We start from the raw sequence: 25,553 nt of genomic DNA, 5'->3' as shown, positions 1-25,553 counted from the left end.
TAATCCTTCCCCTCGCCGCGTCACGCGACTTCCCGGTATAGCGCACTATATGCTTTGCCAAGCGCCGCGCCCGAAAACAGCGTTTCGTATCGCTCACGAGCAGCGCTTCCCATAGCCGCCGCTACCGCATCGTCGCTCAGCAGCACATTCATTGCGCCAGCCAGTTCTTTTGATTGTTCCGGTGCGACGACAAAACCCGTCACACCATGTTGATTGACGTAGGACGTTCCAGATCCCACTTCGCAGCACACCATCGGCTTACCGAACATGGCGGCCTCAGCCAGCACCATGCCGAACGCTTCGGAGCGCAAATGCGACGGCAATACCATCGCGCGGCATCCCTTGAGCAGGGCGACCTTTTCTTCGTGCGTCACCTGTCCGGCAAAAACGACATTGGTCACGCCCAATTGCTGCGCCAGGGCCGTGAGGCGCTCGCGTTCCGGACCGGAGCCCGCAATCACGATTTTCGCATTCACGTGGCTTGCCGCCTCGATCAGCGTGTGCAGGCCCTTGTAATAGCGCAACACGCCGAGAGCGAGAAAATACGGTTCGCCGGCTGCAAGACCGAGACGGTTTGCGATGTCGCGTTGCGCATCCACGGAATGCGGCTCGTCGCGGTAATCGATGATGCCGAGCGGAATGGTCTTCAACCGTTCCTTCATCACGCACTCTGTCAGCGCCTCGCTGGTCTGCGCATAGGCAGGCGAGGTTGCAACCACCGCGGACATGCTGCGCAGCGTGCGCCGCATCAGCGGCCCGTAGACGGCGCCTAGCGCCTTCTGCCGCACGATATCCGAGTGATATGTCATCACGGTGGGCTTTTTCGTTCGACCCAGCAGATGCAGTACGTCGGCGAACGGCCACGGAAAGTGGAAATGCACGACATCGGCCCAGTCGGCCATCTGCCGGTACTTCATCAACGCACCTGGGCCGCCCAGATCGCACGAGGCCGGCGCCGCCCAGGATTTCGCGCGTACGACGCGCCCTTCGGGATAGTCGATCTCGCCTGGCTCGGGTGTCGGCGACAAAGTCAGAATGCGGGGCTCGACACCGCACTCACGCGTCGACAACGCGATCTGGCGAATCGCTTCCTGTAAGCCACCTGGCGGATCGGGGAAATAGGTACGGTAGACATGAACCACTTTCACGTGCGCACCTCCGCGCCGTGGTGCTGTTGCACACTGCCGTTGCCCGATTCACGGCCATGAAAAGTGATCTGTAGCATCTTGTCCAGCCGGCGCTCCCACGTGTTATCGCCCACCGCTGCCCGCGACTCATCCGCGCTCAACTTTCCGCGTGCAAGCTGTTTCTCGATTGCGGCGATAAAGGCTTCAAGATCGCCCCCTACTTCGAGACCCGCACGCGGCTCTTTTGCAAAGTCCAGCGGGGTCGAGACCACCGGCAAGCCCGCCGCGAGGAATTCATAGAACTTCATGGGGAACATCGAACGGGTGTATTCGTTCAGCAAGGTCGGCAGCACGCCGACCTGCATGCCGCGCATATAGCGCGGCAAAGTCTGATAGCTGCGATAGCCGAGCAGATGCACGTTCGGCAAGCGCGCCAGTTGCGCGAGCAATTCGCTGCGCTGCCCTTCCCGCTCCTCGCCGATGATCACCCAATGCCACTGCGGCCGGGCCTGCGCGGTCTGCAGGAGCAACGGAAAGTCGACCTTGAAGTCGGACAGCACGCCGTGATACACCAGCCGCGGCTCAGGAATCGCAGCAAGCTCGGGCGGTAGCGCCCCTTCTGCACGTGCCTCGCCGAAGTGCGCTTCGTCCACCACGTTGCCGAAAAAATGCGTGTTGGGGTTAAACGGCTGGCACGTTTCCTTCAACGACATCGCCGTCGTGAAGACTGCCTCGCAGCGCCCCACCAGCGCTTGCTGCGCGTTGCGGAAAGCCTCCACGTCGACGCCGGGAATCGCCGCGATATCGTCGACGCAGTGATACACCAGCGGCCCGCGAGGCAGCGTCACAATCGCATCGAGCATGTACGGGTGATAGGTCCAGACAACAGGATCCCTGAAGCGCTGCGACTTCGCGAAACGGGTCACGGAAAAGCGCAGCAACGCCTGGTTCAGCGAGCGCACGAACGGCAGGTGATGCCCGGCCGGCACCATCAACGGCGACAACACCCAGATGTTCTCCGCACGCCGCGGCGGCCCGAGTACGAGCGACTGCACGCCACGCCACAGACGACGCCACAAGCGGGCCCAGTCACGGCCGCTGCCGACCTTGGGCGAACGGAAACCGACGCTCTCTACATAAAGCACCCGCCAGCCGCGTGCGGCCAGAATGCTCGCCGTATGCTGCTTGTTCGTCCAATACGGTTCGTCCCAATCGGCGGTCGAAAACAGCACGCAGTCCCGCGCGGCGAACGCCGTGTTCTTGCCTTCAACCACTGAACACCTCGACCGGCCGACCCAGCAGACTGTCGAGAATACGCTGCGAGGCCAGCCCGTCGCCGTAAGGGTTCGCGCGATTGCGCAGCGCCTCGCGGCGCGCCGGATCGTCGAGCCAGCCAATTACCGCGCTTTCGATGCTGTCCGACGCCTGACCGGCCAACGTCGCAAAACCTGCATCCACGCCTTCGCGCCGCTCGGTGTGATTGCGCATCACGACCACCGGTACACCGAAGGTCGGTGCTTCTTCCTGAATGCCGCCGGAATCGCTGACAACAACCGCGCTGCCGCTGATCAGATAGAGGCTGGTCGGATAATCGACCGGCTCGATCAAGGCGAGGTTGGGGATGCCGTTCAGTTCGCGCAGCACAGGCTCGCGCACGGCCGGATTCAGATGCACCGGGAAGATCCAGCGGTAATCGCTATAGCGTTGGCACAGGTCGCGCAGCACGCGGCAAATGTCCTGCAACACGTCACCAAAGTTTTCGCGCCGATGGCAGGTGACGAGGATGTGCTGCTGCTCGGCGCCCGTCCATGGCGGCAGCGGACTTTGCGGCGGCGTCGCGTCCCAGCTACGGCGCACTGCGGCAATCGCGTCCACCACCGTATTGCCGGTAACGACGATTTTTTCCGCGGCCACGCCTTCGCTCAACAGGTTCTCGCGGGCAAGCTCAGTTGGCGCGAAATGCAGCGTGGTGATGCGGCTCAGCAGGCTGCGATTCGCTTCTTCGGGGAACGGGCTCTTGAGATCGCCCGTGCGCAATCCGGCTTCGACGTGGCCCACGGGAATGCCGCGATGAAAAGCCGCGAGGCCGGCGCAAAACGCCGTCGTCGTATCGCCTTGGACGATCACCCAGTCGGGGCGCACCTGCTCCAGCGCCCGATCGAGCGCGGACAAAAGCCGCGCGGACAATGCGTTCAGCGATTGCCCGGGACTCATCGTATCGAGCGTGATGTCCGGTTCGATGCCGAAGAATTCGAGCGCCTGCGCAGCCATGTCCTTGTGCTGACCGCTCGCGCAGACGATGGTGTCGACTTCGGCACGCAAGGCCCGCACCACTGGCGCCAGCTTGATGACCTCGGGCCGCGTGCCCATTACCACCATGACTTTCATTGCAATGGCTTCCCTGCCTCGACCTGCACGTGAGCACCACGAAACTCGACGCCGAGCGTCAAAGGCGAGGCGCCATTCGACGGCGTCAGGACGCGGAACGTACCGCCCTCTTCAATGACCTGAGTCAGCGACCTGAACTTCAGAAAATCGAGCGCCGCGTCCTCATGCATAAAGAGCGGTTTTTGCGCCTTGTTTCGGATGTACGCGATGAATTTTTCGTGGGCGTCGATGCGTAATGCCTCATCCGGCCAGCCATATGCGTAGCGCTCGGAGAACGGATGGTCGAGATAGCCGAACAGCGTGTTGGTGGCGTAGGCGTAATCGAAAGCCTGCTTGAAAACGGCGAGCTTGTCGCCCTCGTTGAGCATGCATTCGCCGTGCAGCATGCACTGCTGACTGTGGCCAATGAAGCCTGCCGGCAAGCCGGCCAACGCGCCGCCACGCGCCGTCAGAAACTCCGGATCATTGCGGATGATCCCGCCGATGCAACCTTCGTAACCGGCGTCGGCGAGGCCGCGCATCGCATACGGTGGCGACTGGTGAAACGGCGATACGGCGTAACGCACCGGGACGCCCGTCACCGCTTCGAGCAAGCTCGCCGAATGCGCGCCTTCCGCTTGGGCGCTTTCATAGCTGCCACCCCAGTTCGGCGCATGAGTCGCCGTGTGCGACAGCACCGCGCCCTGCTGCCTGTCGGCCAGGAGCTCGCGAAGAATGCCGTGATTCTCCGCACGATTCAGATTCTGCGTGTGAACCGCCAGCGAGAAAGGCACGCCCAGGCGCTGATAGGTTTCCCACAACGGACGCGCCGACTCGACGTCTTCGTCGCAATCGAGCCGCGACGTAATCGCCGCGTCGTAACCCCACGGCAGCTCGCTCAGCACCGGCTGGCACGGCAGCGTGTCTGAACGGTAGCCCGACAGAAAATTCTCGACCATGCGCCACTCGAACGAATCGCACGGACCGACTGGGCGGTTGAACCACAGCACACTCGATGCGCCGGTATCCCACAGCGCGGCATACGAAAACTGCCGCTCGCCGTCTACGACGACAGCCGCGAGTTCCGCCTCGGCAGGCACCTGGGCTGCTTGTGCGACCGCCCAGATCGAGCCGTCGCTACGAATCGCGCCATAGCCGAGGTTGTTCCACTCGTCGGTAAAGTCGAAACGCTCGAACGGGCGATGCCATGGCTGGCCACCCAGCGTCTGCGCCAATTCGCTATAGCGCACCACCGCGGCGCTCTCACGCGCCTCGCCCGCGGGCGCCGATGCACTGCGGCTCGCACTCGCCAACTCGGCCGGCACGTCCGTCGAGTGATAGCGCAGATAGTCTGCGAGCGCCACCGGCATCCGGCCGAACACGACGAGCTTGCGAGGCCGCGCGATCAACCATGCGATCAGGTCCGCACTCCAGCCGTCCGGTGCGTCGACCGCGACGACCACGTCCGGCGCAACCGAACGCAATGTGCTGCGCGAGATCGATTGCGCCTGGGTCGCGCTGACGGAGCGCTGCACGGCCGCCAGCACATACCGGCCGGCTTGCGTTGCCGCGTCGGAGAAGAGAATGCCGATCATGCAGTGACCACGTGACGAAATTTGGCCCGGCTGCCGACACGCACCAGATCGTCGTGCCCAACATAGGCGATCGTGAACGCGTCCTGCCAGAAGTGACGCAGCTTGTTGGTCGTTTCTTCTGCGTTCGCTGTCGGTTCAAGCACGATTCGCAAGGTGGGCGGCTCGGTTCGCAGATCGATCTGGAACTCCTGAATTCCGCCGACGCGATGGTCGAGCATGTCCTGGATGTGGTGTGTCGGGTGTGCCACGCCGTTGATCGGCACGACGTCGTGAATCCGTCCGACCACATCCGTCAGGAAGAAGCCCTTTTCGGTTTCCTGCACGCGCGCCAGATCGCCCGTTGCGTAGCGGATCAACGGCATCAAGCGGTTGCGGAAACCCGTGAACACGAGCTCATGCGCGCCATCGGGATTGCCTTCCGACACGCGGCTTTCCGGCCAGCCTTCGGATTCGAGAATCTGGAAGCCGCCGTCATGGCCGTCGAGTTCGTAGGCCATCACACCGAGTTCGGCGAGACCGTAGCGATCGATCACCCGGCAGCGCAACGCCTTCGCGATCATTTCGCGGGCGTGCGGCTCGAGCAATTCGCCGCTCGATTCAAACACGGCGAACGCCTTGCCGCCGCCGTACTTGCGCTGCACGTAGCAAGCGAGCGCATACATGGTGGACGGATGCGAGTGCGCGAGATAAGGCTTGCGACGCTTGAGCGTCTGCCACATTTCTTCGAGACCCTGATCGTCGATCCGGTCGAAGAAAATGTTGCTGCGATTCATCGCGAAGCATTTGAAGTCTTCGCGCGAGGGCCATTCCGGCATCACCTGATCCGGGAAACGGCAGGCAAAGTGCAGTTCCGAACGATGGCGCAACTTGCCGATCCGCTCACGTGCGTAGAACGTGACGGCCGACGAGTAGTCCGCGCCTTCCTGGTCGTAGTAGATCGTGGTCGACAACCCCGTCGAACCACCGGTCTTGCACACGTGATGGCGGCCCGCTTCAAGCGGGATCGACAGCATGCGCGGACCCTGCTCGCGGATGATGTCTTTGGTCAGATACGGGAGTTCTTCCAGATACCGCGGGTCCTGCTTGACCTTGGCCGGATCGAACTGCTTCGCCTGGAACAGGTCGCGGTAGTACGGCACCTGCGCACCGGCGAATTCAAGAATGCTGGCCAGCCGCTCAAGCGCGATGCGGCGACGGTGCGGCATCGGCAACGTGTAGTGCTGGCGCAACTCTTCGATCTTCGGACGTACGCTACGTTTTTCGCGACTTTCCGCGATCGGATACGCAATGTAGCCGCCCGCGAAACCCTTTAACGTGCGAAACGGCTGGCGCACCAGCAGGGACTCGGAATACCGCAGAAATGGATGGTTAGCTCGCATGAAATTCGAACCTTGTTGCGCCTGTGTGGCTCCCGCCAAACGCGCTGCGGGAGGTTCGCGGGCGCGTTCAGTGGCACTGTTGTCACTGTTGTATTGGGCGCGAAGCCTGTCTACGGACCGAAGCTCGGCACCCGCATCACACTCTTCTGAATGGTCACACCGGGCAGTGCCGTGGTCACGCGACCCGTTCAGGCACGCCCGCTTGCGGCGTTAGTGCGGCAACCGCGCAGTTTCGCTAATCACCGGCCCCTCGCTGACTTCCGGTGCGATCACCGGTTCGTCGGAGACCATCTTGCCGTGCTCCATGGAAATCTTCCGGTTGCACACCCGTGCCACCAGATTCGGATCGTGGGAAGCCACGACCAGCAGCGACGCCTTGCCCACCAGGCTCTCGAGACGTTCGGCCGCCCGGATGCTGAACTCCGCGTCGCCCACGCTCAGCCACTCGTCCATGATCAGGATGTCGGCTTCGACGCTGGTCGAAATCGCGAACGCAAGGCGCAACATCATCCCGCTCGAATAGGTGCGTACCGGCAGATTCAGGTAGTCGCCCAATTGGCTGAAGTCGGCAATTTCGTCGATCTTGCTGCGGATACGCACCGGCTTCAGGCCGTCGAGAATGCCGCGCAGATAGATGTTTTCGAAGCCGGTTGCATCCGGGTCGAGGCCCATCGAGACGTCCAGCAGCGAAGCAATCTTGCCGTTCACCTTGAGCTCGCCGCGCACCGGCGCATACACGCCCGAGAGCGTGCGCAGCAGGGTTGTCTTGCCCGAGCCGTTGTGGCCGATCAAACCCACGCGCTCGCCTTCGGTAAAGCTGAAGCTGAGGTCGTCGATCGCCTTGACGATCGCATGACGACCGGCATCCTGACCGATCCGGCCACCCGTCGTGAGATTGAGCACCGCCTTTTTCAACGAGCGATGGGAGTTCTCGTAGATCGGAAATTCGACGGAGATGTTACGAGCAACAATCGATGAAGAACTCACAATATCAAAGCCAGTAAGGAACGCGATTACGGAAACGTTTCATCAGGAATTGCGCAAAGGCAAAACCGACAATCAACAGGCCGATCGACCACGCCCACGACTGCCAATGCGTCGGACGACCGGTCAGCGGCGCACGCACCGTTTCGATCAGGTGATAAAGCGGGTTGTATTCGGCGACCCACGCACGGTTTTTCAGAATTTCCGGGGACCACATCACAGGCGTGAAGAAAAACACGACCTGGATCAGGTTGGTAACGATCGGCGGAATGTCGCGAAAGCGCGCGCACAGCACACCGAGCGTCACGCCGAGCCAGACGCCATGCAGCAGCAGAATGGCAAGCGCGAACGGCACCAGCAAAAATTCCCAGCCGGGCCAGCGCCCAAAGATAAGCAGCAGCACCACGACCACCGGCAAGCTGTGCAGCAGAATCACAAAATTGCGCCACGCGATGCGACATACGTGGACGGTAAGTGGCAAGCGGATCTGCTTGATCAGGTAGGCCGCGCCAATAAAGGCAATGCAGCCCTCATTGGCCACCGCGGACAGATACGCCCACACAACCAGGCCGACCGCGAGGTACGGAAGATAGTTGGAGATTTCCTGATGCAGCAAGGTGGAATACAGCGCACCCAGCACCACCACCATGATGATCGTGCTCAACGTGAACCAGAACGGCCCGAGCACCGAACGGCGATACCGTTGACGGATATCGTGCCAGCCCAGCGTACCCCACACCCGCACTGCTTTCATGCCAACGATCAGATCGTCGCTTTCATTGTGACGAGTCAGATCTTCCGAATCGTTGCTAAAACTAATATCCATCTCAAGTACGTCCGTAAATGTCTTCAAAGCGGACGATGTCGTCTTCGCCAAGATATTCGCCGCTCTGCACTTCGATCATCACGAGCTCGACCACACCCGGGTTCTCGAGGCGATGTTTGTGACCCGCCGGGATGTAGGTCGACTCATTGGTCGAAACGAACAACTCCTTCTCTCCGTTCACGACCTTGGCCATGCCGCTGACCACGACCCAATGCTCGTTGCGGTGATGATGCATCTGCAAGCTGAGGCTTCCGCCCGGCTTGACCTCGATGCGTTTGATCTTGAAGCGAGGGCCCTCTTCAAGCACCGAATACGTTCCCCACGGGCGATGCACCGTGCGATGCACCTTGTACGTTTCGTGACCACGCGACTTGAGCTCGGCAAAAATCTGCTTCACGTCCTGCGCCCGGTCTTTGTCCGCGATAAGCAGCGCGTCCGGCGTATCGATCACGATCAGGTTCTCGACGCCCACTGCGCCGATCAACCGGTCGCCGCCACGCAGATAGCAGTTCTTGACGTCGAGCAGCAGCGCTTCGCCTTCCACGCGATTGCCGCTGTTGTCCGCCGGCGAGAGATCGCTGAGCGCCGTCCACGAACCCACATCCGTCCAGCCGATGTCGCAGCGAACCACTGCGGCCTGCTCGCACTTCTCCATCACCGCATAGTCGAACGACACGTCCGGCACCGCGCCAAAAGAGCCCGGCTCGAGACGAATCTGCGCGCCATCCTTACCCGCGGCGGAAGGCGACTTCTCCATGCACTCGGCAGCCGCGCTGAGAATCTCAGGGCAGTGCTGCTTCATTTCCTTCAGGATCGTGCCTGCGGTGAAGCAGAACATGCCCGAGTTCCACACGAACTTGCCCGAGGCGAGATACTCGCGGGCCTTTTCGAGCGACGGCTTCTCGACAAAGCGCACCACCTTGTCGCCATCCGCCTCGATGTAGCCGTACCCGGTTTCAGGCGTCTCCGGATGCACGCCGAAGGTCACCACCTTGCCTGCCAGCGCCAGTTTTTGCGCAGCAACAACAGCCGCGCCGAAAGCCTGCTGGTCGGTAATCAGGTGATCGGCGGCCAGCACCAGCATGACCGTCTGGTCGCCGTGCACTTTCGCCGTATGCAACGCCGCCGTAGCAACCGCCGCAGCCGTGTTGCGGCCGAACGGTTCGAGAATGAACGAGGTTGCACAGCCTTTCGCGTTCACTTCGCGGAAATCGTCTTCGGTCTTGAAGAACAGATCGCGGTTCGTTACCGTGAGCACTTCCTTCACGCCCGGCAGTGCCACCGCGCGCAAGAACGCCTTTTGCAGCAAGCTTTCGCCATCCGCAAGGCGGATGAACGGTTTCGGGTGCGACTCGCGCGAGACCGGCCATAGTCTCGAACCCGCCCCGCCACAAAGAATGATCGGTAACAAACTCACAGAGTCCTCTCAGTACCGTATTTATTACGGAAGTGCCACGACCACGAATAGTCAGCACAACCCAGAAAATCAATGGGCTGTGCGACGATCCGCGCGCCCTGAACATTGACGCGCCAGGCCCGGATACAGGGCCGGCGCGAGCCTTCCAGACTGACCGATATTCTACCCCCGCCCCCTTTCACTATCGTCAGGCAGCAAAGGCGCTACGCCGCCTGGCGAGCTTCGCGCGAGGGCGCGTGCTTTGCGTTAGGAACGGGCCGCAGGCGACCGAGGAAAAGCGTCGGTCAGACACAGCTTCAAGGCGTCGCGCCAATGCGGCGCGGCAAGCCCGAACACCTGTGCCAGCTTCTCGTTCGACATGCGTGAATTGGACGGACGCTTTGCCGGCGTCGGATAGTCGGAAGCGGGAATCGGCAGCGCCTTCGGCCGGTTCGGCAGGTCCGCGAGCTCGAAAATGGCCGACGCGAAGCCGTGCCACGAAGTCGCATCGCCAGCGCACAGGTGATAGACGCCTGAGCGCTCGCTCCACCACGCCGCGCTGTCTTCTGCCGCAAAAGCCTGCGCGCTCAGATGCGCCGTCAGCGTCGCGATCGTGTTGCTCCAGGTCGGCGCGCCGAACTGGTCGGCAACCACCTTCAACTCGGGCCGATCGGCGCCGAGACGCAGCATGGTGAGCAGAAAATTCTTGCCGCGGGTGCCGTACACCCAGCTCGTGCGTAGCACCAGGTGATTCACGCCAGTCGCGGCGATTGCCTGCTCGCCAGCGAGCTTGGTGCGGCCATACGCGTTCTGAGGATCGGTGGGATCGTCTTCGACGTAGGCACCGTCTTTCTCGCCGTTGAACACGTAATCGGTCGAGTAGTGAATCAATGCTGCGCCGAGCTTTTTCGCTTCTTCGGCCAGCACGCCCGGTGCTTCGCCGTTGATGCGCATGGCGAGATCGAATTCCTCCTCTGCCTTGTCGACCGCGGTGTAGGCCGCCGGGTTGACGATCAGCGCAGGCCGCACGTCGCGAACAACCGCACGGACCTGGTCCAGATTGGACAGATCCAGCGTGGCGCGATCAACCGCGACTACGTTGCCGAGCCCTTGCAGCGTACGTGCGAGTTCGAAGCCAACCTGGCCATTTACACCGGTGACGAGAATCGTCCGCCTGGCATCATGTGCGCTCATGCGGCAACCCCTTAGGCGAAGACGTCAGCGTCGGCAAGACGCTTGCCTGCTGCATCCTTCGCAGCCAGCAACGGCTCGAAGTCGATCGGCCATTCAATGCCGACCGCCGGATCGTTCCAGACGATGCTGCGCTCGTGCTCAGGAAACCAGTAGTCGGTGGTCTTGTAGAGGAACTGCGCCGATTCGGACAACACGACAAAGCCATGCGCAAAACCAGGCGGCACCCACAACTGCCGATGGTTCTCCACCGACAGCGTCACACCCACCCACTTGCCGAAATTCGGCGAGCTCTTGCGGATGTCGACCGCAACGTCGAATACCTCGCCTTCAACCACGCGCACGAGCTTGCCCTGCGCATGCTGAATCTGATAGTGAAGGCCGCGCAGCACGCCTTTCGCCGAACGCGAATGGTTGTCCTGCACGAACGTGACGTCTTTCTCCACGTGCTCCGCGAACTCCACCGCATTGAAGCTTTCGTAGAAATAGCCCCGGGCGTCGCCGAACACTTTCGGCTCGATGATCTTGACTTCCGGCAGCGCCGTAGCGGTTACTTGGATGGCCATGCAACGTGGTCCGTAAGAAGGTTTTGCAGATACTTGCCGTATGCGTTCTTCGCGAGCGGCTTGGCCAGCGCGAGCAGTTGCTCACCGTCGATCCATGCCTGCCGGTAAGCAATCTCTTCCGGACACGCGACCACCAGACCCTGGCGCTTTTGCAGCGTCGCGATGAACGTCGCCGCTTCGATCAGCGAATCGTGCGTGCCCGTGTCGAGCCACGCATAGCCACGGCCCATGATCTCGACATTGAGCGCGCCGTTGGTCAGATAACGCGAATTGACGTCCGTGATTTCGAGCTCGCCGCGCGGCGACGGCTTGATGTCCGCCGCGATATCGCAGACCTGCTTGTCGTAGAAGTACAAGCCGGTAACGGCGTAGTGCGAGCGCGGCTTGGCCGGCTTCTCTTCGATCGAGAGCGCGCGGAACTGCTTGTCGAATTCGACGACGCCATACCGTTCCGGATCGTGCACGTGATAAGCGAAGACGGTAGCGCCTTCGTCTTTCTCATTCGCACGTTCCAGCTGTTTCGCGAGATCGTGGCCGTAGAAGATGTTGTCGCCGAGAATCAGCGCCGACGGATCGTTGCCCACAAAGTCACGGCCGATGATGAACGCCTGCGCGAGACCATCCGGCGAAGGCTGAACCGCGTACTGAATGTTCATGCCCCACTGGCTGCCGTCGCCGAGCATAGCTTCGAAACGCGGCGTATCTTGCGGCGTGGAGATGATCAGCACGTCGCGAATCCCCGCCACCATCAGCGTGGACAGCGGGTAGTAGATCATCGGTTTGTCGTAGACCGGCAGCAACTGCTTGGAGACGACATGCGTGATCGGATACAGGCGCGTGCCCGATCCGCCCGCGAGAATAATGCCTTTGCGCGCCATTGCCGTGCCCTTACGCGCGTTGCGCGTAGTTGGTCTCAACCCACTTCCGATACTCACCCGAAGCGACTTCGTCAGACCACACCTGATTGTCCAGATACCACTGGACCGTCTTGGCGAGGCCGGTTTCAAACGTCTCCGCCGGCTTCCAGCCGAGTTCGCGCTCGAGCTTGCGGGCGTCGATCGCATAACGGCGGTCGTGGCCGGGGCGATCCTTCACGTAGGTGATCTGGTCGCGGTACGAGGCGCCTGCCTTCGGACGCAACTGGTCGAGCAGGTCGCACAGCGTATGCACGACGTCGAGGTTCTTCTTTTCGTTCCAGCCGCCAATGTTGTACGTCTCGCCCGGCGTGCCGCGCGCGAGCACTTCGCGGATCGCGCTGCAATGGTCGCCGACATACAACCAGTCGCGCACGTTCTGACCGTCGCCGTACACCGGCAGCGCCTTGCCGCTGAGCGCGTTGGCGATCATCAGCGGAATCAGCTTTTCGGGGAACTGGTACGGACCGTAGTTGTTCGAACAGTTCGTGGTGAGCACCGGCAGGCCATACGTGTGATGGTAGGCGCGCACCAGATGGTCGGAACCCGCCTTGGTGGCCGAATAGGGGCTATTCGGCGCGTACGGCGTGGTTTCGGAAAATTGCGGATCGGTTGCGGACAGCGAGCCGAACACTTCGTCGGTCGAGACATGCAGGAAACGGAACGCGGCCTTGTCGGCCTCGCCGAGCGTATTCCAGTACTGACGGGTGGCTTCGAGCAGCGTAAAGGTGCCGACCACGTTGGTCTGCACGAAATCGGCCGGGCCGTGAATCGAGCGGTCCACATGGCTTTCAGCCGCAAAGTGCAGGACGGCGCGCGGCTTGTGCTCGGCAAAGAGCGCATCCATCGCGGCACGATCGCAGATATCTGCCCGCGCGAACACATGGCGGGGATTGCCCTGTTGCGATTTGAGCGTACCCAGATTGCCGGCGTAGGTCAGTTTGTCTACGTTCAGCACCGCTTCGTCCGACGCATCGAGCCAGTCGAGCACGAAATTGGCGCCGATAAAGCCGGCACCGCCCGTTACCAGGATCATGAATTTCCCTTCTTGATGTTGGCGGCAAACCGGCATTGTTTCGCCGATCTACGCACCCCGCGTGGTGGAGTCCGAGTTTTTGTCAGCGCCCGGCACCGCCCCTCGTACAGCGGGCAGGCGCTCAAACGCTAATCTTATAAATCCCTGATTATAAAGCCGCCCGGGGCAAAAACTAGAACCCTAACAACTTGAAACAGCTTGACAAGTTTCGTTTCCGTTCCCTACCAGGGGAATGGTTTGGCACGGCGCGGTGGCACAAGATAACGACAAATACCCGCAGATACCGCCGGTTAACCCTATTAAGCCGCCAACATCCAGCGAAGCGTGTCCATGAAAGGAATCGCATCGACCTTCGGCACCAGCGAGCGCAGCTTGGCGGGCGACCCGGCCAGCATCTTCACGTCGGTTTGTCGCACGAAAGCAGGATTGACCTGAATCTCGAGTTCATGCCCGGTCAGATCGCTCGCCGCCGAGAGAATCTCCCGCAACGTGTAAGGCGTGCCGGTACAGACGTTGACCGTTTCAGAAGCAACACCTGAGTCGAGCAAAGCCTCATAGGCGTTCGCCACGTAGCGCACATCCGAGAAATCGCGCGCCACGTCGATATTGCCGAGTTCGATAGCAGGTTCGCGCCGCGCGAAATGCTCGACGATCTTCGGCACGAGGAAGTTCGACGCCTGGCCGCGGCCGGTGTAGTTAAACGGCCGCACGATCACGATGGGCAGCCGGTCGAACCAGGTCCGCACCATCGTTTCCATGGCCGCCTTGCTGGCGGCGTAGTGGTTCACCGGCGTGACGGGGAAGGTTTCGTCGATGGCGTCGCTGGTGACGTTGCCGTACACATTCGCGCTGCTCGCGATCAACAGCTTGCGCGGCGTATGGCCGACGGCCGCACAGGCCTCCAGCAGATTCAGCGTGCCAATCACGTTGACACGGTAAAAGTCGAGCGGATCGTTATGGCCGACGAAGCTGATCGCCGCCAGATGCACGATGTAGTCGGGCCGCGCGGTTTCGATCACGCGCCGGCAGGCGTCGGGCGACGTAATGTCGAGCCTGAGGCGTGTCGGCGTTTCAAGCTCGTTGCGCCCGGCCACTGTTTCGATCACGGTATGGCCGCGGCCGAGCAGATTGTCGACCAGATAGCGGCCCGTGAAGCCACTCGCCCCGGTGACGAGCGTGCGGATAGGTTGATTCGCATGAAAAGACGACATGCTTTCTCCGTTCACGAGGGTCATCCTGTTGTAGTGCAATATCGTGCGCGGCCCTTGCGGTGCGCCTGACAACGCCCCTGGGAATGCCACTTGCTGGTGGCCCCCGGCGACGTTTGCCACGATAAACGTGCTTCAAACGGGCTATTATGTCACGCTAATTTGCTGCACCGCCCAACGCGGCCCGCCTTGTTCGTAACCGCGTGTATCGAACTGCACCGACTTCCCGATGACATCCTCCACCGCTTCCATCGTCGCTTCTCCTGTCGCGTTTAGTGCCGGATCTGCTGCCGTTTCAGAGCCGCACCTGCTACCGCTCGCTTTCGGCGACCTGCAGGGCTGCCGCACGCCGTTCCAGCAACTGCTGGCCAAAGCCGCGCCGCCCGAAGGCACACCGCTGTGGTTCGCGGGCGATCTGATCAACCGCGGGTCCGAATCGCTCGCCACGCTGCGCGACATCATCGCGTTGGGCGACCGTGCGGTGCCGGTGCTGGGTAACCATGACCTGCATCTGCTGTCGGTGTCGGCAGGGATTCGCAAATCGAAGAAAGGCGACACGATCGACGACATTCTCGCCGCACCGGATGCCGCCGATCTGCTCGACTGGGTCCGCCATCGTCCGATCGCGCATTTCGATAACGGCATGCTGATGGTGCATGCGGGCGTGTTGCCGCAATGGGACGCGACCCTGACGATGGAACTCGCCGACGAATTGCAGCGGGCGCTGCGCGCACCGAACTGGAAGGAAACGCTCGCGGGGCTCTATGGCAACGAGCCGAATCGCTGGACGCCCGGCATCAAGGGGATCGAACGGTTGCGCCTGACGTGCAGCGCATTGACACGCATCCGCTTCTGCAACGCCGATGGTGTGATGGATTTCAGCAGCAGCGCCGGGCTGAATTCGGCGCCGCCGGGTAGCATGCCGTGGTTCGATGTGCCGTCGCGCAAAACTGCGGACATCACCGTGGTGTTCGGCCATTGGGCCGCGCTCGGTCTGACCTTGCGCGACAACCTGATCGGACTGGATTCCGGCTGCGTGTGGGGTGAGAAACTATCGGCCGTGCGCCTCGCGCAAAATCCCGCGGAACGCACGCTGACGCAGGTCGACTGCGAAGCGTGCCGCACGCCGGGCGGCAACTAAGCCGCCCCGTTAAGCCAACCCGCTAAGCCGACCGGCCGGACTGATCGACAGGATCGATCAGCGCCGGCGAAACGTTGGAAGCGTCAGAGGCGTTGTGCGTGTTGTGAGCGTCTGCTGATGAAATCGACGCCGCAATCGTGGCCCCCGACCTCGTCATGCCACTCTGCATCTCCCGCAGCGCCGCGGCGATCACCCCTTCCGCCTCCGCCGCCAGCGTGCGCCGATCCGCACCCGGCGCAAGCGGCGCGCCGACATACACGTGCGCGGTCAACGGGCCGCCGCTCAACAGCATGTTCAGCGAATCAGCCAGCGTCAGGTCGTCGATATACGCGGGTGCGGTGGATTGCCGGCCCTGCGCATCTTCATACATGATGCACAACGGCTGCACCGGCACCGAGGCCGACACGGCGGCCTGGAACATATTCGCGTGAAACGGCAGCAGCGCCAGACCGTTCGTTGTCGTCCCTTCCGGAAACACGCACATCAGTTCGCCCGCGCTCAGACGGTCGGACAGTTCGTGCATGATCCGCTTCGCGTCGCTGCGCTTCTCGCGCTGGATAAACACGGTGTCGAGTTGCTGCGCCAGCCAGCCGACCACCGGCCACTGCCGGATCTCAGCCTTCGAGACAAACGGCGTGGGCCGCCACGCATTGATCACGTAAATGTCGATCCACGAGATGTGATTGGCGACCACCAGCGCGCCGCGGTCGAGCCGCGCGCTGTCGTTATGCACGACAAGCCGCATGCCGCATAGACGCAGCATTTTCAGCGACCATTCGCGGTTGAGCGTCTGCCGCCCCTCCGCACCGACCTTGGAAAAGCGCGTCGCAACGATCCACATGCCGTGCAGCAGATGGGCGACGAGACGGGCTTTGCGTAACGCGAGCTTCATTGTTGGAGCTTTCCGTAACTGGGCAATGCCGCGAATATTAGCGCTGTTCGAACGCAACGTGACCGGACACGATCGTCGCCTGCACGCGCGCCGGCAGTTCATAGCCGAGGAACGGCGTGTTGTGCCCCTGGCTCTTCAATGCACGCGGCTCGACGCGCCAGTACGCGTTGCGGTCGAACACGCAGAGATCGGCGACCGCGCCCACCGCGATGCGGCCAGCTGCCTCCAGCTTCAGTACGTCGGCCGGCGCCGTGGTGATGCGGTTCAGCGCCTTGGCCAACGGCACGCCCGCCTCGTCGGCCCATTTGACTGTTAGCGACAGGAACAGCTCCAGGCCCGTTGCGCCCGGCGTGGCTTCGGCGAACGGCAGCAGCTTTTCGTCGTCATCGACCGGCGTGTGGTCGGAGCAGATCGCGTCGATCGTACCGTCGACGAGGCCCGCGCGGATCGCTTCGCGATCGCGCTGCTGGCGCAACGGCGGATCGAGGCGGAATTGCGCGTCGAAGTAGCCGATATCGAGGTCGATCAGATGCACATGGTTCACGGTGACGTCGCACGACACCGGCAAGCCTTCAGCCTTGGCCGCGCGCATCAACTCGATGCCTGCCGCCGACGACACATGCGACAGATGCACTCGCGCACCCGTCACGCGGACCAGTTCGAAGATCGTGTGCAGCGCGATCGTCTCTGCCGACACCGGCACGCCCGACAAACCGAGCCGCGACGCCAGCGCACCGCTCGCGGCCACGCCGCCCTTGCCGAGATAGGCATCGACCGGACGCAACCACACCGTGTAGCCGTAAGTCTTCGCGTACTGCAATGCACGCATCAAGACCTGCGTGTCGACCACCGGCACATCGGCCTGCGAAAAACCGATACAGCCCGCCTCGGTCAGCTCGACCATCTCGGTAATGACCTGGCCTTTCAGCCCGACGGTCAACGCGCCGAGCGGATACACATGCGCCTGATCGAGATTGCGCGCGCGGAACTTGAGCATCTCGACGAGGCCCGGTTCATCGAGCGTCGGATCAGTGTCCGGCGGACACACGAGGCTCGTCACGCCGCCAGCGAGCGCCGCAGCCATTTCGGATTCGAGCGTCGCCTTGTGTTCGTAACCCGGTTCGCGCAAGCGCGCGGACAGGTCGACGAGGCCCGGCGCGATATGCAGGCCTTTGGCGTCGATCGTCTTCGTCGCGTTGAAATCAGCAGGCGCGTTGCCGATGGCGACGATCTTGCCTGCTTCGATAAAAATGTCCTGCTGCTGTTCGGTACCCGCTGCCGGATCGATCAGCGTGCCGCCTTGAATATGAATCTTCATGCGCTGCCTTAATGTTTAGCCAAGCGTTCAGCTAAGTTCTGCGTGTCTTGTCGCGTGTGCTGGTGCGTGCGTTGGTGCGTGCGCCGGTGAGCGCCGTGGTGAGATCAATCGTGATTGCCTGCGACGATTCCCATCACCGCCATGCGCACTGCAATGCCGAACGTGACCTGGTTCAGAATCACCGATTGCGGACCGTCAGCCACCTGCGAATCGATTTCGACGCCACGATTCATCGGACCCGGGTGCATCACAATCGCATCGGGCGCGGCGAGCGCGAGGCGCTCCGGCGTCAAACCCCAGCTCTTGAAATACTCCTGCGCCGACGGCAGCAACGCGCCGCTCATCCGCTCGTTCTGCAGACGCAACATGATGATCACGTCGACGTCTTTCAGGCCTTCGTCGAGGTTGTGGAACACGCGCACGCCCATTTGCTCGAGACCGCCCGGCAGCAGCGTGCGCGGACCGATCGCGCGCACTTCCGGCACGCCAAGCGTGGTCAGCGCATGAATGTCCGAACGCGCGACCCGCGAATGCAGAATGTCGCCGACGATCGCCACGCGCAGATTCGTGAAATCCTTCTTGTAGTGGCGGATCGTGTACATGTCGAGCAGACCCTGGGTCGGGTGTGCGTGACGGCCATCGCCGGCATTGATCACGTGCACGTGCGGCGCGCAGTGCTGGGCGATCAGGTACGGTGCGCCGCTCGATGCATGACGCACGACGAACATATCGGCATGCATCGCCGAGAGGTTGTTGATCGTGTCGAGCAGCGACTCACCCTTGCTCGTCGAGGAAGCATTGATGTTCAGATTCAGCACGTCGGCCGACAAGCGCGTCGCGGCGATTTCGAAGGTGGTGCGGGTGCGCGTCGAGTTCTCGAAGAACAGGTTAAACACCGACTTGCCGCGCAGCAGCGGCACCTTCTTCACTTCGCGATCGGTCACGCTGACGAACTGGTCGGCGGTATCGAGAATGTGATTGACGATCGCCTTCGGCAAACCTTCGATCGACAACAGATGTTTGAGCTCGCCGTTCTTCGTGAGCTGCGGATTGCCCTTCAGGAAGCCATAACGGAAGCGCTCGGTGGCGCTGTCGGCGGAATCCTGGGAGGCCTGGGTGGCGGTGTTCATGGGGTACCTGCTTCAAATACGGGCTTCAACGTGTTCGGTGTCGACGCCTTGCTCAATGCGCAAAGCTGCGTTCAATCGACGCGTGCTTCGGTGTGAAAGGTGAAACGCTGCGCGCCATCGGCGCCGCCTGCTTCGCGGGCGAGCACGAGCGTCGCATCGGCCGGCACGTCCACCGCGCCGCCGACAAACCGCGCCGCCACCGGCAACTCGCGTCCACCGCGATCGGCCAGCACCGCCAGTTCGACCGATGCCGGACGGCCGTAGTCGTACAGCTCATTTAACGCCGCGCGAATCGTACGGCCGGTGTACAGCACGTCGTCCACCAGGACGATGCGGCGCTTGTCCACGGAAAACGGCAGCGAGGTCGGGCTTGCCTGCGAATGCAGACCCTTTTTCGCGTAGTCGTCGCGATGCAGCGCGACATTCACCACGCCGAAGCTCGGCGCCTTCAGATCGCGCGCGAGGCGCTCGGCGAGCCACGCGCCGCCGCTGTAGATACCGGCCAGCACGGGGCCATCGGCAGCGCTGAAGGCGTCGCCATACGCCGCGCGGACCTGTTCGAGCACCGCGCGATAAAGCGCTTCGGCGTCAATGGAACTCATGATCGTCGGAAAGTCCGTCTAGATATTGCTGGAGGATGATGCTGGCGGCTTCGGCGTCGAGCATGTCGGCGCGGCCGTTGCCGGCGCGGATTTCCGCCTTCGCCTCGACCGACGAATAGCGCTCGTCGATCCATGTCACCGGCAGATTGAAGCGGCCATTCAGCTGATTGCCGAAGCGCTTCGCGAGTTGGGTCATTTCGTGCGGCGTGCCGTCCGGGTGCATGGGCAAACCGACCACCAGCGCGTCCGGCTTCCACTCGCTGATCAGCTTGCCGATCGCCTCGAAACGGTATTCGCGGCTGCGGTTCTGCACGATCACGAGCGCTCGCGCACTGCGGGTGAGCGAATTGCCCACCGCCACGCCGATCCGCTTTTCACCATAGTCGAACGCAAGCAGCGTCGCCTCACGTCCGGCCGACAGGTTCATGCGTGACCTGCTTCGCCCGACAGCATCGACAGTGAAATGCCGAGCAACGCGAGCGCGGCTTCCAGACGCTCTTCGGCGGGCACGTCGAAAACGATTTTCGGGTCGGCTTCAACCGTGAGCCAGCCGTTCTTCGAAATCTCTTCTTCGAGTTGACCGGCGCCCCAGCCGGCATGGCCGAGCGTGAGCAGAAAGCGCTCCGGACCGGTGCCGCTCGCGACGGCTTCGAGCACGTCTTTGGACGTGGTCATCTCGAGCCCGCCCGGCACCGACATGGACGACGTATACGCATTGCCGTCTTTCGGATCGTGCAACACGAAGCCGCGCTCGGTTTGCACCGGGCCGCCGAAATACACGGGCACATGGAGAAGGGGTTCGATCTCGAGCTTGAGATCGATGCGACTGAAGAGCGCTTCAAGGTCGATATCGGTCGGCCGGTTGATCACGAGGCCGAGCGCGCCGCGCTCACTGTGATCGCAAAGGTAGACCACCGTTCCTGAAAACGTGGGATCGGCCATGCTCGGCATGGCGATCAGGAACTGGTTGGTCAGATTGATGCGATCGGTACTCTTGGACATAGTTCGGATTTTAGCAAAGACGATGCAGGATGGCGGGCTTTGAGCGCGGGACCGCGATGTGCGCGATGAAGTGCGCCGCGAGCCATCGACGGCGAATCAAGTTGCACTCTATCACGCACGCAGACCTTGTCCATGGTGCGCTCAGCGGTGTTTACGACACGCATATCGCGTGCCTCCGGGTTCGAGTATTGCGCCTCGCTGTTGTCGGCAATGGATGTGTGCCGGCGCGCGGGGCATGCTGCTGATTGATACAGCAGCCAGCCAGTTCAGACGCCGCCCTGCTCGATCGAACGGGTCAATGCGGCCAACGCGGCGTTGCTCCCTGTCGGCGCGACACCCGCCGCGACTTTGTGAAGCATCGCACGCAACGCTTCAGCGGCCTGCTCGAGCGTGCTCGCCGCCGGTGCACCGACGACAACATGGGAGCGCACCGCCGGCGTCGACACGCCGGCGTGCGCGCGGCGGCGCCACGCGAGTCCGAGCGCATCGGCAACCAGCGCCACATGGCCGAGGCCCAGCGCGCACGCGGCGGCACCAAGCCGGTAGGCGGCGTCGCCCGCCTGCAACGCTTCGCTCGGATCGGCTTTCTCGGGCTGATCGGCCGCGCGGGCGTGCTCGGTCAGCGCCGAAATCGAGGCATCGGCCGTTTGCAGGAAATCTTCATACGCATGCGCGTTGACGGCCAACACGCCCAGCTCGCGCGTCAACGTGCTGCGGCTTGCGCTGACCGCCTGCGCCTGCACGGCGCCAGCCTCCCAAAGCATTTCGGATGCCTGGGTGCCCGCGACGTGCCAATCGACCGTCAAGCCATAGTCGTGCAGCACTTCGACCTGATCGGCGTCTTCCGCTGCGGCGCCGAACAGCGCGTAATCGCGCCATAGCAGCGCCAGCGTTGCGCGCACCAGCGAACGCGGTGCGCGCTCGATACCGTGCGCGTGGTCGGCCAGGGTCAGGTTGCAGCGCGCATAGAAACGCCGCGCGTCGGCTTCTCCGGTGGCGCGGCCGCTGACGCGCAACGCCTTCGCGCAAGCTTTGGCGAGGCGCCAGAAATCATAGGGGTCCGGGCCTGCGAGTTCGGCAAAGACGGCGTCCAGTTCGTCGAGCGCCGCATTCGTGAACGCCAGCGCAGCACCACTGCTATCCGGCTGCGAGCGCAGCACCGGCAGCAACGCGCGCTCGTAGCGCGCCCGCAAATGGGCCAGTTGATCCGCGGACCGGTTATGCAGCGACACCGGTGGCACCGGGCGTGCGCTCAGCGCGAGATCTTCGAAAGCGACGGTCGAACCGGGTGTGTGCTCCGACAGATGTGCACACAGCGCGTGATAGTGATTGAACAGCGTGGACGAGCAGGACAGCTCGCGCAGATTGTGGCGCTCGAGCGCCGCGCGGAAATCGTGCAATGCGGCGCCGAATACGGGCCGCGCGCTGTCCGCGTCAGCCGGATCGCCCTCGGCCAGCGGCGAAAGCCGCACCAGGGCGTCCGCGAAGCGCTGCGCGCTCAGCCAGCCGGCCTCGCGCAACGCATGCGACGCGCGCAGCAGCGCCGAGGTGCTCTCTCTGTGTTGTTCGAACGCCAGCAACGCCTCTGCCAGCGCCAGCTCCGCAGGACGGACAGCACCGCCGCGCGGATTGGGCAATGCATCGAAGGAATCGGGTGCAGCGGATCGAAGAGTCATGGGCAGGCGACAGGAAGCTGACGGGCCGCCGCTTCGGCGCTGCACGAGAGACTGATCGGCTAACGCGCGAACTGGCGACAGGACAATGACAGATTACCGCTGCGACACGGTGCAACCGGGGATGTTCCGCGCCACCGCATTGAGGCTGCGATCCGAGCGTACGGACCACGTTCGATCCGGCCGGCGCCGCCTGCAAACGCCGCGCCGCAACCGCACGGCATGACGTTCAGCTGGAGACCGCCGTTTGCCCCTCGGACCTCAGATCTGGACCATCTCGAAGTCTTCCTTGCGCGCGCCGCATTCCGGGCAGGTCCAGTTGATGGGAACGTCATCCCAGCGCGTGCCCGGCGCAATGCCTTCCTCCGGCAAACCGGCTTCTTCGTCGTAAATCCAGCCGCAAATCAGGCACATCCAGCTTTGATATTCCATTCTTGTGTCGCGTCGTAGAGTCCGTGGAAACGGGAGCCATGATGGTACCGTGTTGCCGCCCCAATGCCTAGCAATCAGAAACGCGCAATCGTAGTGTGCCGCGGCCTTTGGCTAGAGGGTTGCGTCGGTTTGGCCGGCACGCTCGCGCGTGAGGTCTCACCTGACTGCCGCTTACGTGCTGCCGGCTTGCAGCAACCTGCCGAAGAATGCGAAAAAACGCCCTCATGACAGTTTAGGCCGCATAATTGAGCCGATTGCGCACCGTCTGCGCCTAAATACAGCTCCTTTTTGTAAATCTTCATGCCCAGCGATACGCCTCCGATCGTCCTCACCTTCGGCCTTTCCGATCCCACCGGCGGCTCCGGCCTGCAAGCAGACCTGATGACCCTCGCCAGCATGGGCTGCCACGGCGTTTCCGTGCTCACGGGCTATACCGTGCGCGACTCGGCAAGCTGCGATGAAGTCACCGGGCTCGATCCTGAAGTGGTTGCGACCCAGGCCCGCATGCTGCTCGAAGACATGCCGATCGCCGCGTTCAAGGTCGGCGCATGCACGCGCGCGGAAGTGGTGAGCGCGATTGCCGAGGTGGTCGCCGATTACGACGACATCCCGCTGATCCTCGCGCCCGATTTCACGCTCGACGACGAACACGTGCTCGCCGCCGACGAACTGCGCGAGGCGATCGCCGACCTGCTGGCGCCGCAAACCACCTTGCTGGTTGCCGATTCGGCCACGCTGCTCGCCCTTGCCCAGCCGGACGGCGACGCCGAGGCACCAAGCCTCGACGCGGCGATCTCGCATTTGCTGTCGCAAGGCTGCGAATACATTCTGTCGACGGAAACCGGCACGCACCGGCTCGTCAATACGCTGTTCAGCGAAGACGGCCAGCTGCGCCAGGATATGTGGGACCGCGGCGCCCATCGGATCATGGGTATTACCGACACGCTCGGCGCCGCGATTGCCGCCTTGCTGGCCAACGGCCAGGAGCCCGCCGAAGCCGTGCGCGAGGCACAGGAATATCTGTATCAGGCAATGCGCAACGCATTCCGGCCAGGCATGGGCGCCTATCTGCCGGACCGCTTCTTCTGGGCCCGCAGCAGTGACGACGACACGCCGCCCGCAACCGGCAAGGACGCGGCACCGGGAGAAGCACGGCATTAATTTGACGGCTCGGGGCGTCTGCGGCGCGAGCGGCAGGCGCCCGGCAAGCGTTTTCACTTCAGCCGCGGCCCGACAGCTTCGATAAGAAACCCGCATTTCTGCGGGTTTTTTGTTTTGGGAAGCATGCTTCCTGGCCGCTTGCCACCCAACTCGCCTTTCTCCGTCTTAGCCGATGGCCGGCGGGAAAAGCTCCGCGCCAGCGGACACGCCCCGTGCGTGATTCCTCCTCTCTAGCCTTGCCTCAGCACACGGCCGAGCTCGACTTCCTCGCGAAACCGAACGGAACGACCGCTCCTTTCACAACGCCAACATGCGTTTGAACTTGTAATTAAACGTTACAGCACCGGCCTTATCGTCGAGCTAAACTTTACATTTCGTAAAACAGACACATAGCCCCATGGCCTCGCCGATTTTTTTTATCCATCCGCCAAAGAGCGGCGGATCAACCGTCATCTCGTTTTTTGACCTGAACAAGGGCAAAGATCAGTTCGTGAATTTCGAGTGGGATCGAGGCGACTGGGAAAACAGTCACGCCAAATTGATGACCACGAGGATTGGCGGAGGCCATCAACCCTATGGCATGCACCGGAACCTGAAGAGCGCGCTGACATATTGCACGATTCTGCGCGATCCGCTTGCACGTCAGATATCGCACTACCGGTTCGCAGCCAACGGCAAGAACGGCGCCGTTGCGCGAGGAGCCAGTGTGTCGGCAACCGAGGCGCTGGTTCGCCGCGGCGCCATCTCGCTCGACGAGTGGGTCAGCGAATCACTCGCAGGAAAAAACCTGTTCACCCAGATGTTGAGCGGCCATTCCGTGGTCGACGAAAGCAGCCTGGAAGTCGCGCGCACGCACGTTCGCCAGCATTTCGCGGCAACCGGCGTCTGCGAGGACATGAGCGAATTTTTGCTTCGTCTCTGCGGCAGGACTGGGCTCGAATTGCCCTTTTTTTTCGAAACCAACAAAACGAGCGGCTCGCCCAAAAACAGAACGCATTTGAGTGAAACGGCGACGCAAACGTTTGTCTCAGAGAATCGCTTCGATTACGAGATCTTTCGGGACGTCAACCAGGCGATCGAACAACACGCCCTGCAAGCGGGCGAGGTGTTTGCAAAAGCCCTGGAGTCGGTGCGCACCATTCAGGCCGCGATCAATCAGCTCGAAAATCCGTACGCGCACAGTTCGATCGTTTTCGGTTTTGACGAAAAATTCCTCTCGAAGGTGGTGAGTGTGATCAACCAGTTTGACCTCACCCCCATCAAGGAATACATCGAGTTCGCGCAGAGCCAGCCACACACCACCGCCGATATGTACGACGGCTTTGTCGACACCGTCCACAACGGTGTGATTTCGGGCTGGGCCGTCAATCTCAGCCGGCCGGAAGAAAGAGTTCCGCTCGAAGTCCGCGTTGGTGCGGAGGTCGTCGCGAGAGGCTGGAGTGGCGAGTATCGGCCCGACGTTGCTGGCGCGGGATACCCAAGCTCCCACGCTGGATTTTCTATTGCTCTGCCTGCGGGTGTATCAGACGGTTTTCACGTCACGATCGAAAACTCGCCGGAGCGCCTGCACAACGCGGGCGTCTGGCGGCAAGGTTGGCACTGCGCCGCCTGAG

At 62.2% G+C, this 25,553-nt stretch carries 24 protein-coding genes; 3 read left to right on the top strand and 21 right to left on the bottom strand.

Annotated elements, in window-relative coordinates:
• Positions 1-20 precede the first annotated feature (20 nt).
• The 13 genes from R8871_RS23310 to R8871_RS23250 form a co-directional block, all read right to left on the bottom strand.
• Positions 21-1,148: a glycosyltransferase gene (locus R8871_RS23310; RefSeq protein WP_175052594.1), complete on the bottom strand. Its 1,128-nt coding sequence runs from the start codon at positions 1,146-1,148 to the stop codon at positions 21-23.
• Positions 1,145-2,401, bottom strand: a complete 1,257-nt coding sequence (locus tag R8871_RS23305; RefSeq protein ID WP_175052593.1) for a glycosyltransferase — start codon at positions 2,399-2,401, stop codon at positions 1,145-1,147. Before R8871_RS23305 ends, R8871_RS23310 begins: the two co-directional genes overlap by 4 nt.
• Positions 2,394-3,515, bottom strand: a complete 1,122-nt coding sequence (gene wecB / locus R8871_RS23300; RefSeq protein WP_175052592.1) for a non-hydrolyzing UDP-N-acetylglucosamine 2-epimerase — start codon at positions 3,513-3,515, stop codon at positions 2,394-2,396. Before wecB ends, R8871_RS23305 begins: the two co-directional genes overlap by 8 nt.
• Positions 3,512-5,089: a polysaccharide deacetylase family protein gene (locus R8871_RS23295; RefSeq protein ID WP_175052591.1), complete on the bottom strand. Its 1,578-nt coding sequence runs from the start codon at positions 5,087-5,089 to the stop codon at positions 3,512-3,514. Before R8871_RS23295 ends, wecB begins: the two co-directional genes overlap by 4 nt.
• Positions 5,086-6,468, bottom strand: coding sequence for a phenylacetate--CoA ligase family protein (locus R8871_RS23290; protein ID WP_175052590.1), 1,383 nt, complete (start codon positions 6,466-6,468; stop codon positions 5,086-5,088). Before R8871_RS23290 ends, R8871_RS23295 begins: the two co-directional genes overlap by 4 nt.
• A 210-nt stretch (positions 6,469-6,678) precedes the next feature.
• Positions 6,679-7,455, bottom strand: a complete 777-nt coding sequence (locus tag R8871_RS23285; protein WP_175052589.1) for an ABC transporter ATP-binding protein — start codon at positions 7,453-7,455, stop codon at positions 6,679-6,681.
• A gap of 4 nt (positions 7,456-7,459) precedes the next feature.
• Positions 7,460-8,278 carry an ABC transporter permease gene (locus R8871_RS23280; protein ID WP_175052588.1) on the bottom strand — a complete coding sequence of 273 codons (819 nt, stop codon included), beginning with the start codon at positions 8,276-8,278 and terminating at the stop codon, positions 7,460-7,462.
• 1 nt (position 8,279) lies between these two features.
• Entirely contained in the window at positions 8,280-9,695 is a 1,416-nt protein-coding gene (locus R8871_RS23275) for a mannose-1-phosphate guanylyltransferase/mannose-6-phosphate isomerase (protein WP_175052587.1), read from the bottom strand.
• A gap of 246 nt (positions 9,696-9,941) precedes the next feature.
• Positions 9,942-10,868 (bottom strand): dTDP-4-dehydrorhamnose reductase, encoded by a 927-nt coding sequence (gene rfbD / locus R8871_RS23270; protein ID WP_175052586.1) that lies wholly within the window; start codon positions 10,866-10,868, stop codon positions 9,942-9,944.
• A gap of 11 nt (positions 10,869-10,879) precedes the next feature.
• The gene (gene rfbC, locus R8871_RS23265) at positions 10,880-11,431 is read right to left on the bottom strand and encodes a dTDP-4-dehydrorhamnose 3,5-epimerase (RefSeq protein WP_093636422.1); all 552 of its coding nucleotides are present in this window, start codon (positions 11,429-11,431) and stop codon (positions 10,880-10,882) included.
• Entirely contained in the window at positions 11,416-12,309 is an 894-nt protein-coding gene (gene rfbA / locus R8871_RS23260) for a glucose-1-phosphate thymidylyltransferase RfbA (RefSeq protein ID WP_175052890.1), read from the bottom strand. Before rfbA ends, rfbC begins: the two co-directional genes overlap by 16 nt.
• Positions 12,310-12,319: 10 nt before the next feature.
• Positions 12,320-13,381, bottom strand: a complete 1,062-nt coding sequence (gene rfbB / locus R8871_RS23255; RefSeq protein WP_175052585.1) for a dTDP-glucose 4,6-dehydratase — start codon at positions 13,379-13,381, stop codon at positions 12,320-12,322.
• A 299-nt stretch (positions 13,382-13,680) separates the two neighbouring features.
• Complete coding sequence (locus R8871_RS23250; protein ID WP_175052584.1) at positions 13,681-14,592, bottom strand: GDP-mannose 4,6-dehydratase; 912 nt, start codon at positions 14,590-14,592, stop codon at positions 13,681-13,683.
• A gap of 226 nt (positions 14,593-14,818) precedes the next feature.
• On the opposite strand from R8871_RS23250, the gene R8871_RS23245 reads away from it, so the two are divergent.
• Positions 14,819-15,730, top strand: coding sequence for a symmetrical bis(5'-nucleosyl)-tetraphosphatase (locus tag R8871_RS23245; protein ID WP_246287664.1), 912 nt, complete (start codon positions 14,819-14,821; stop codon positions 15,728-15,730).
• A gap of 22 nt (positions 15,731-15,752) precedes the next feature.
• Here R8871_RS23245 and R8871_RS23240 read toward each other — a convergent pair whose 3' ends face one another.
• From R8871_RS23240 to R8871_RS23205, 8 genes are all read right to left on the bottom strand, one after another.
• Positions 15,753-16,622: a lysophospholipid acyltransferase family protein gene (locus R8871_RS23240; protein ID WP_175052583.1), complete on the bottom strand. Its 870-nt coding sequence runs from the start codon at positions 16,620-16,622 to the stop codon at positions 15,753-15,755.
• 37 nt (positions 16,623-16,659) lie between these two features.
• Positions 16,660-17,940 carry a dihydroorotase gene (locus tag R8871_RS23235; protein WP_175052582.1) on the bottom strand — a complete coding sequence of 427 codons (1,281 nt, stop codon included), beginning with the start codon at positions 17,938-17,940 and terminating at the stop codon, positions 16,660-16,662.
• 104 nt (positions 17,941-18,044) lie between these two features.
• Positions 18,045-19,070 carry an aspartate carbamoyltransferase catalytic subunit gene (locus R8871_RS23230; protein WP_175052581.1) on the bottom strand — a complete coding sequence of 342 codons (1,026 nt, stop codon included), beginning with the start codon at positions 19,068-19,070 and terminating at the stop codon, positions 18,045-18,047.
• Positions 19,071-19,141: 71 nt separating this feature from the next.
• On the bottom strand, positions 19,142-19,672 hold the full coding sequence (gene pyrR, locus R8871_RS23225) for a bifunctional pyr operon transcriptional regulator/uracil phosphoribosyltransferase PyrR (RefSeq protein WP_175052580.1): 531 nt from the start codon (positions 19,670-19,672) through the stop codon (positions 19,142-19,144).
• Entirely contained in the window at positions 19,659-20,099 is a 441-nt protein-coding gene (gene ruvX, locus R8871_RS23220) for a Holliday junction resolvase RuvX (protein WP_175052579.1), read from the bottom strand. Before ruvX ends, pyrR begins: the two co-directional genes overlap by 14 nt.
• Entirely contained in the window at positions 20,096-20,674 is a 579-nt protein-coding gene (locus R8871_RS23215) for a YqgE/AlgH family protein (protein ID WP_054041678.1), read from the bottom strand. The genes ruvX and R8871_RS23215 overlap by 4 nt, the downstream gene beginning before the upstream one ends.
• A gap of 266 nt (positions 20,675-20,940) precedes the next feature.
• Positions 20,941-22,350 (bottom strand): hypothetical protein, encoded by a 1,410-nt coding sequence (locus tag R8871_RS23210; protein WP_175052578.1) that lies wholly within the window; start codon positions 22,348-22,350, stop codon positions 20,941-20,943.
• A gap of 258 nt (positions 22,351-22,608) precedes the next feature.
• Entirely contained in the window at positions 22,609-22,779 is a 171-nt protein-coding gene (locus R8871_RS23205; RefSeq protein ID WP_175052577.1) for a rubredoxin, read from the bottom strand.
• A gap of 300 nt (positions 22,780-23,079) precedes the next feature.
• Between R8871_RS23205 and R8871_RS23200 the strand changes: the two genes are divergently transcribed.
• Positions 23,080-23,940, top strand: a complete 861-nt coding sequence (locus R8871_RS23200; protein WP_054041676.1) for a hydroxymethylpyrimidine/phosphomethylpyrimidine kinase — start codon at positions 23,080-23,082, stop codon at positions 23,938-23,940.
• 397 nt (positions 23,941-24,337) lie between these two features.
• Positions 24,338-25,552, top strand: coding sequence for a sulfotransferase family 2 domain-containing protein (locus R8871_RS23195; protein ID WP_175052576.1), 1,215 nt, complete (start codon positions 24,338-24,340; stop codon positions 25,550-25,552).
• Position 25,553 lies beyond the last annotated feature (1 nt).

The organism is Paraburkholderia sediminicola (assembly GCF_902859805.1).
GTDB classification, from domain to species: Bacteria; Pseudomonadota; Gammaproteobacteria; order Burkholderiales; family Burkholderiaceae; genus Paraburkholderia; species Paraburkholderia sediminicola.
Note: the sequence above shows the minus strand (reverse complement) of the source record. Positions and strands in the feature narration are given on the sequence as shown.

Coding starts and splice junctions, on each gene's coding strand:
- wecB (WP_175052592.1), bottom strand. CDS start 3,515: ATGAAAGTCATGGTGGTAATGGGCACGCGGCCCGAGGTCATCAAGCTG.
- R8871_RS23295 (WP_175052591.1), bottom strand. CDS start 5,089: ATGATCGGCATTCTCTTCTCCGACGCGGCAACGCAAGCCGGCCGGTAT.
- R8871_RS23290 (WP_175052590.1), bottom strand. CDS start 6,468: ATGCGAGCTAACCATCCATTTCTGCGGTATTCCGAGTCCCTGCTGGTG.
- R8871_RS23280 (WP_175052588.1), bottom strand. CDS start 8,278: ATGGATATTAGTTTTAGCAACGATTCGGAAGATCTGACTCGTCACAAT.
- rfbD (WP_175052586.1), bottom strand. CDS start 10,868: ATGAGCGCACATGATGCCAGGCGGACGATTCTCGTCACCGGTGTAAAT.
- rfbC (WP_093636422.1), bottom strand. CDS start 11,431: ATGGCCATCCAAGTAACCGCTACGGCGCTGCCGGAAGTCAAGATCATC.
- rfbA (WP_175052890.1), bottom strand. CDS start 12,309: ATGGCGCGCAAAGGCATTATTCTCGCGGGCGGATCGGGCACGCGCCTG.
- rfbB (WP_175052585.1), bottom strand. CDS start 13,381: ATGATCCTGGTAACGGGCGGTGCCGGCTTTATCGGCGCCAATTTCGTG.
- R8871_RS23250 (WP_175052584.1), bottom strand. CDS start 14,592: ATGTCGTCTTTTCATGCGAATCAACCTATCCGCACGCTCGTCACCGGG.
- R8871_RS23245 (WP_246287664.1), top strand. CDS start 14,819: ATGACATCCTCCACCGCTTCCATCGTCGCTTCTCCTGTCGCGTTTAGT.
- R8871_RS23240 (WP_175052583.1), bottom strand. CDS start 16,622: ATGAAGCTCGCGTTACGCAAAGCCCGTCTCGTCGCCCATCTGCTGCAC.
- R8871_RS23235 (WP_175052582.1), bottom strand. CDS start 17,940: ATGAAGATTCATATTCAAGGCGGCACGCTGATCGATCCGGCAGCGGGT.
- R8871_RS23230 (WP_175052581.1), bottom strand. CDS start 19,070: ATGAACACCGCCACCCAGGCCTCCCAGGATTCCGCCGACAGCGCCACC.
- pyrR (WP_175052580.1), bottom strand. CDS start 19,672: ATGAGTTCCATTGACGCCGAAGCGCTTTATCGCGCGGTGCTCGAACAG.
- ruvX (WP_175052579.1), bottom strand. CDS start 20,099: ATGAACCTGTCGGCCGGACGTGAGGCGACGCTGCTTGCGTTCGACTAT.
- R8871_RS23215 (WP_054041678.1), bottom strand. CDS start 20,674: ATGTCCAAGAGTACCGATCGCATCAATCTGACCAACCAGTTCCTGATC.
- R8871_RS23210 (WP_175052578.1), bottom strand. CDS start 22,350: ATGACTCTTCGATCCGCTGCACCCGATTCCTTCGATGCATTGCCCAAT.
- R8871_RS23205 (WP_175052577.1), bottom strand. CDS start 22,779: ATGGAATATCAAAGCTGGATGTGCCTGATTTGCGGCTGGATTTACGAC.
- R8871_RS23200 (WP_054041676.1), top strand. CDS start 23,080: ATGCCCAGCGATACGCCTCCGATCGTCCTCACCTTCGGCCTTTCCGAT.
- R8871_RS23195 (WP_175052576.1), top strand. CDS start 24,338: ATGGCCTCGCCGATTTTTTTTATCCATCCGCCAAAGAGCGGCGGATCA.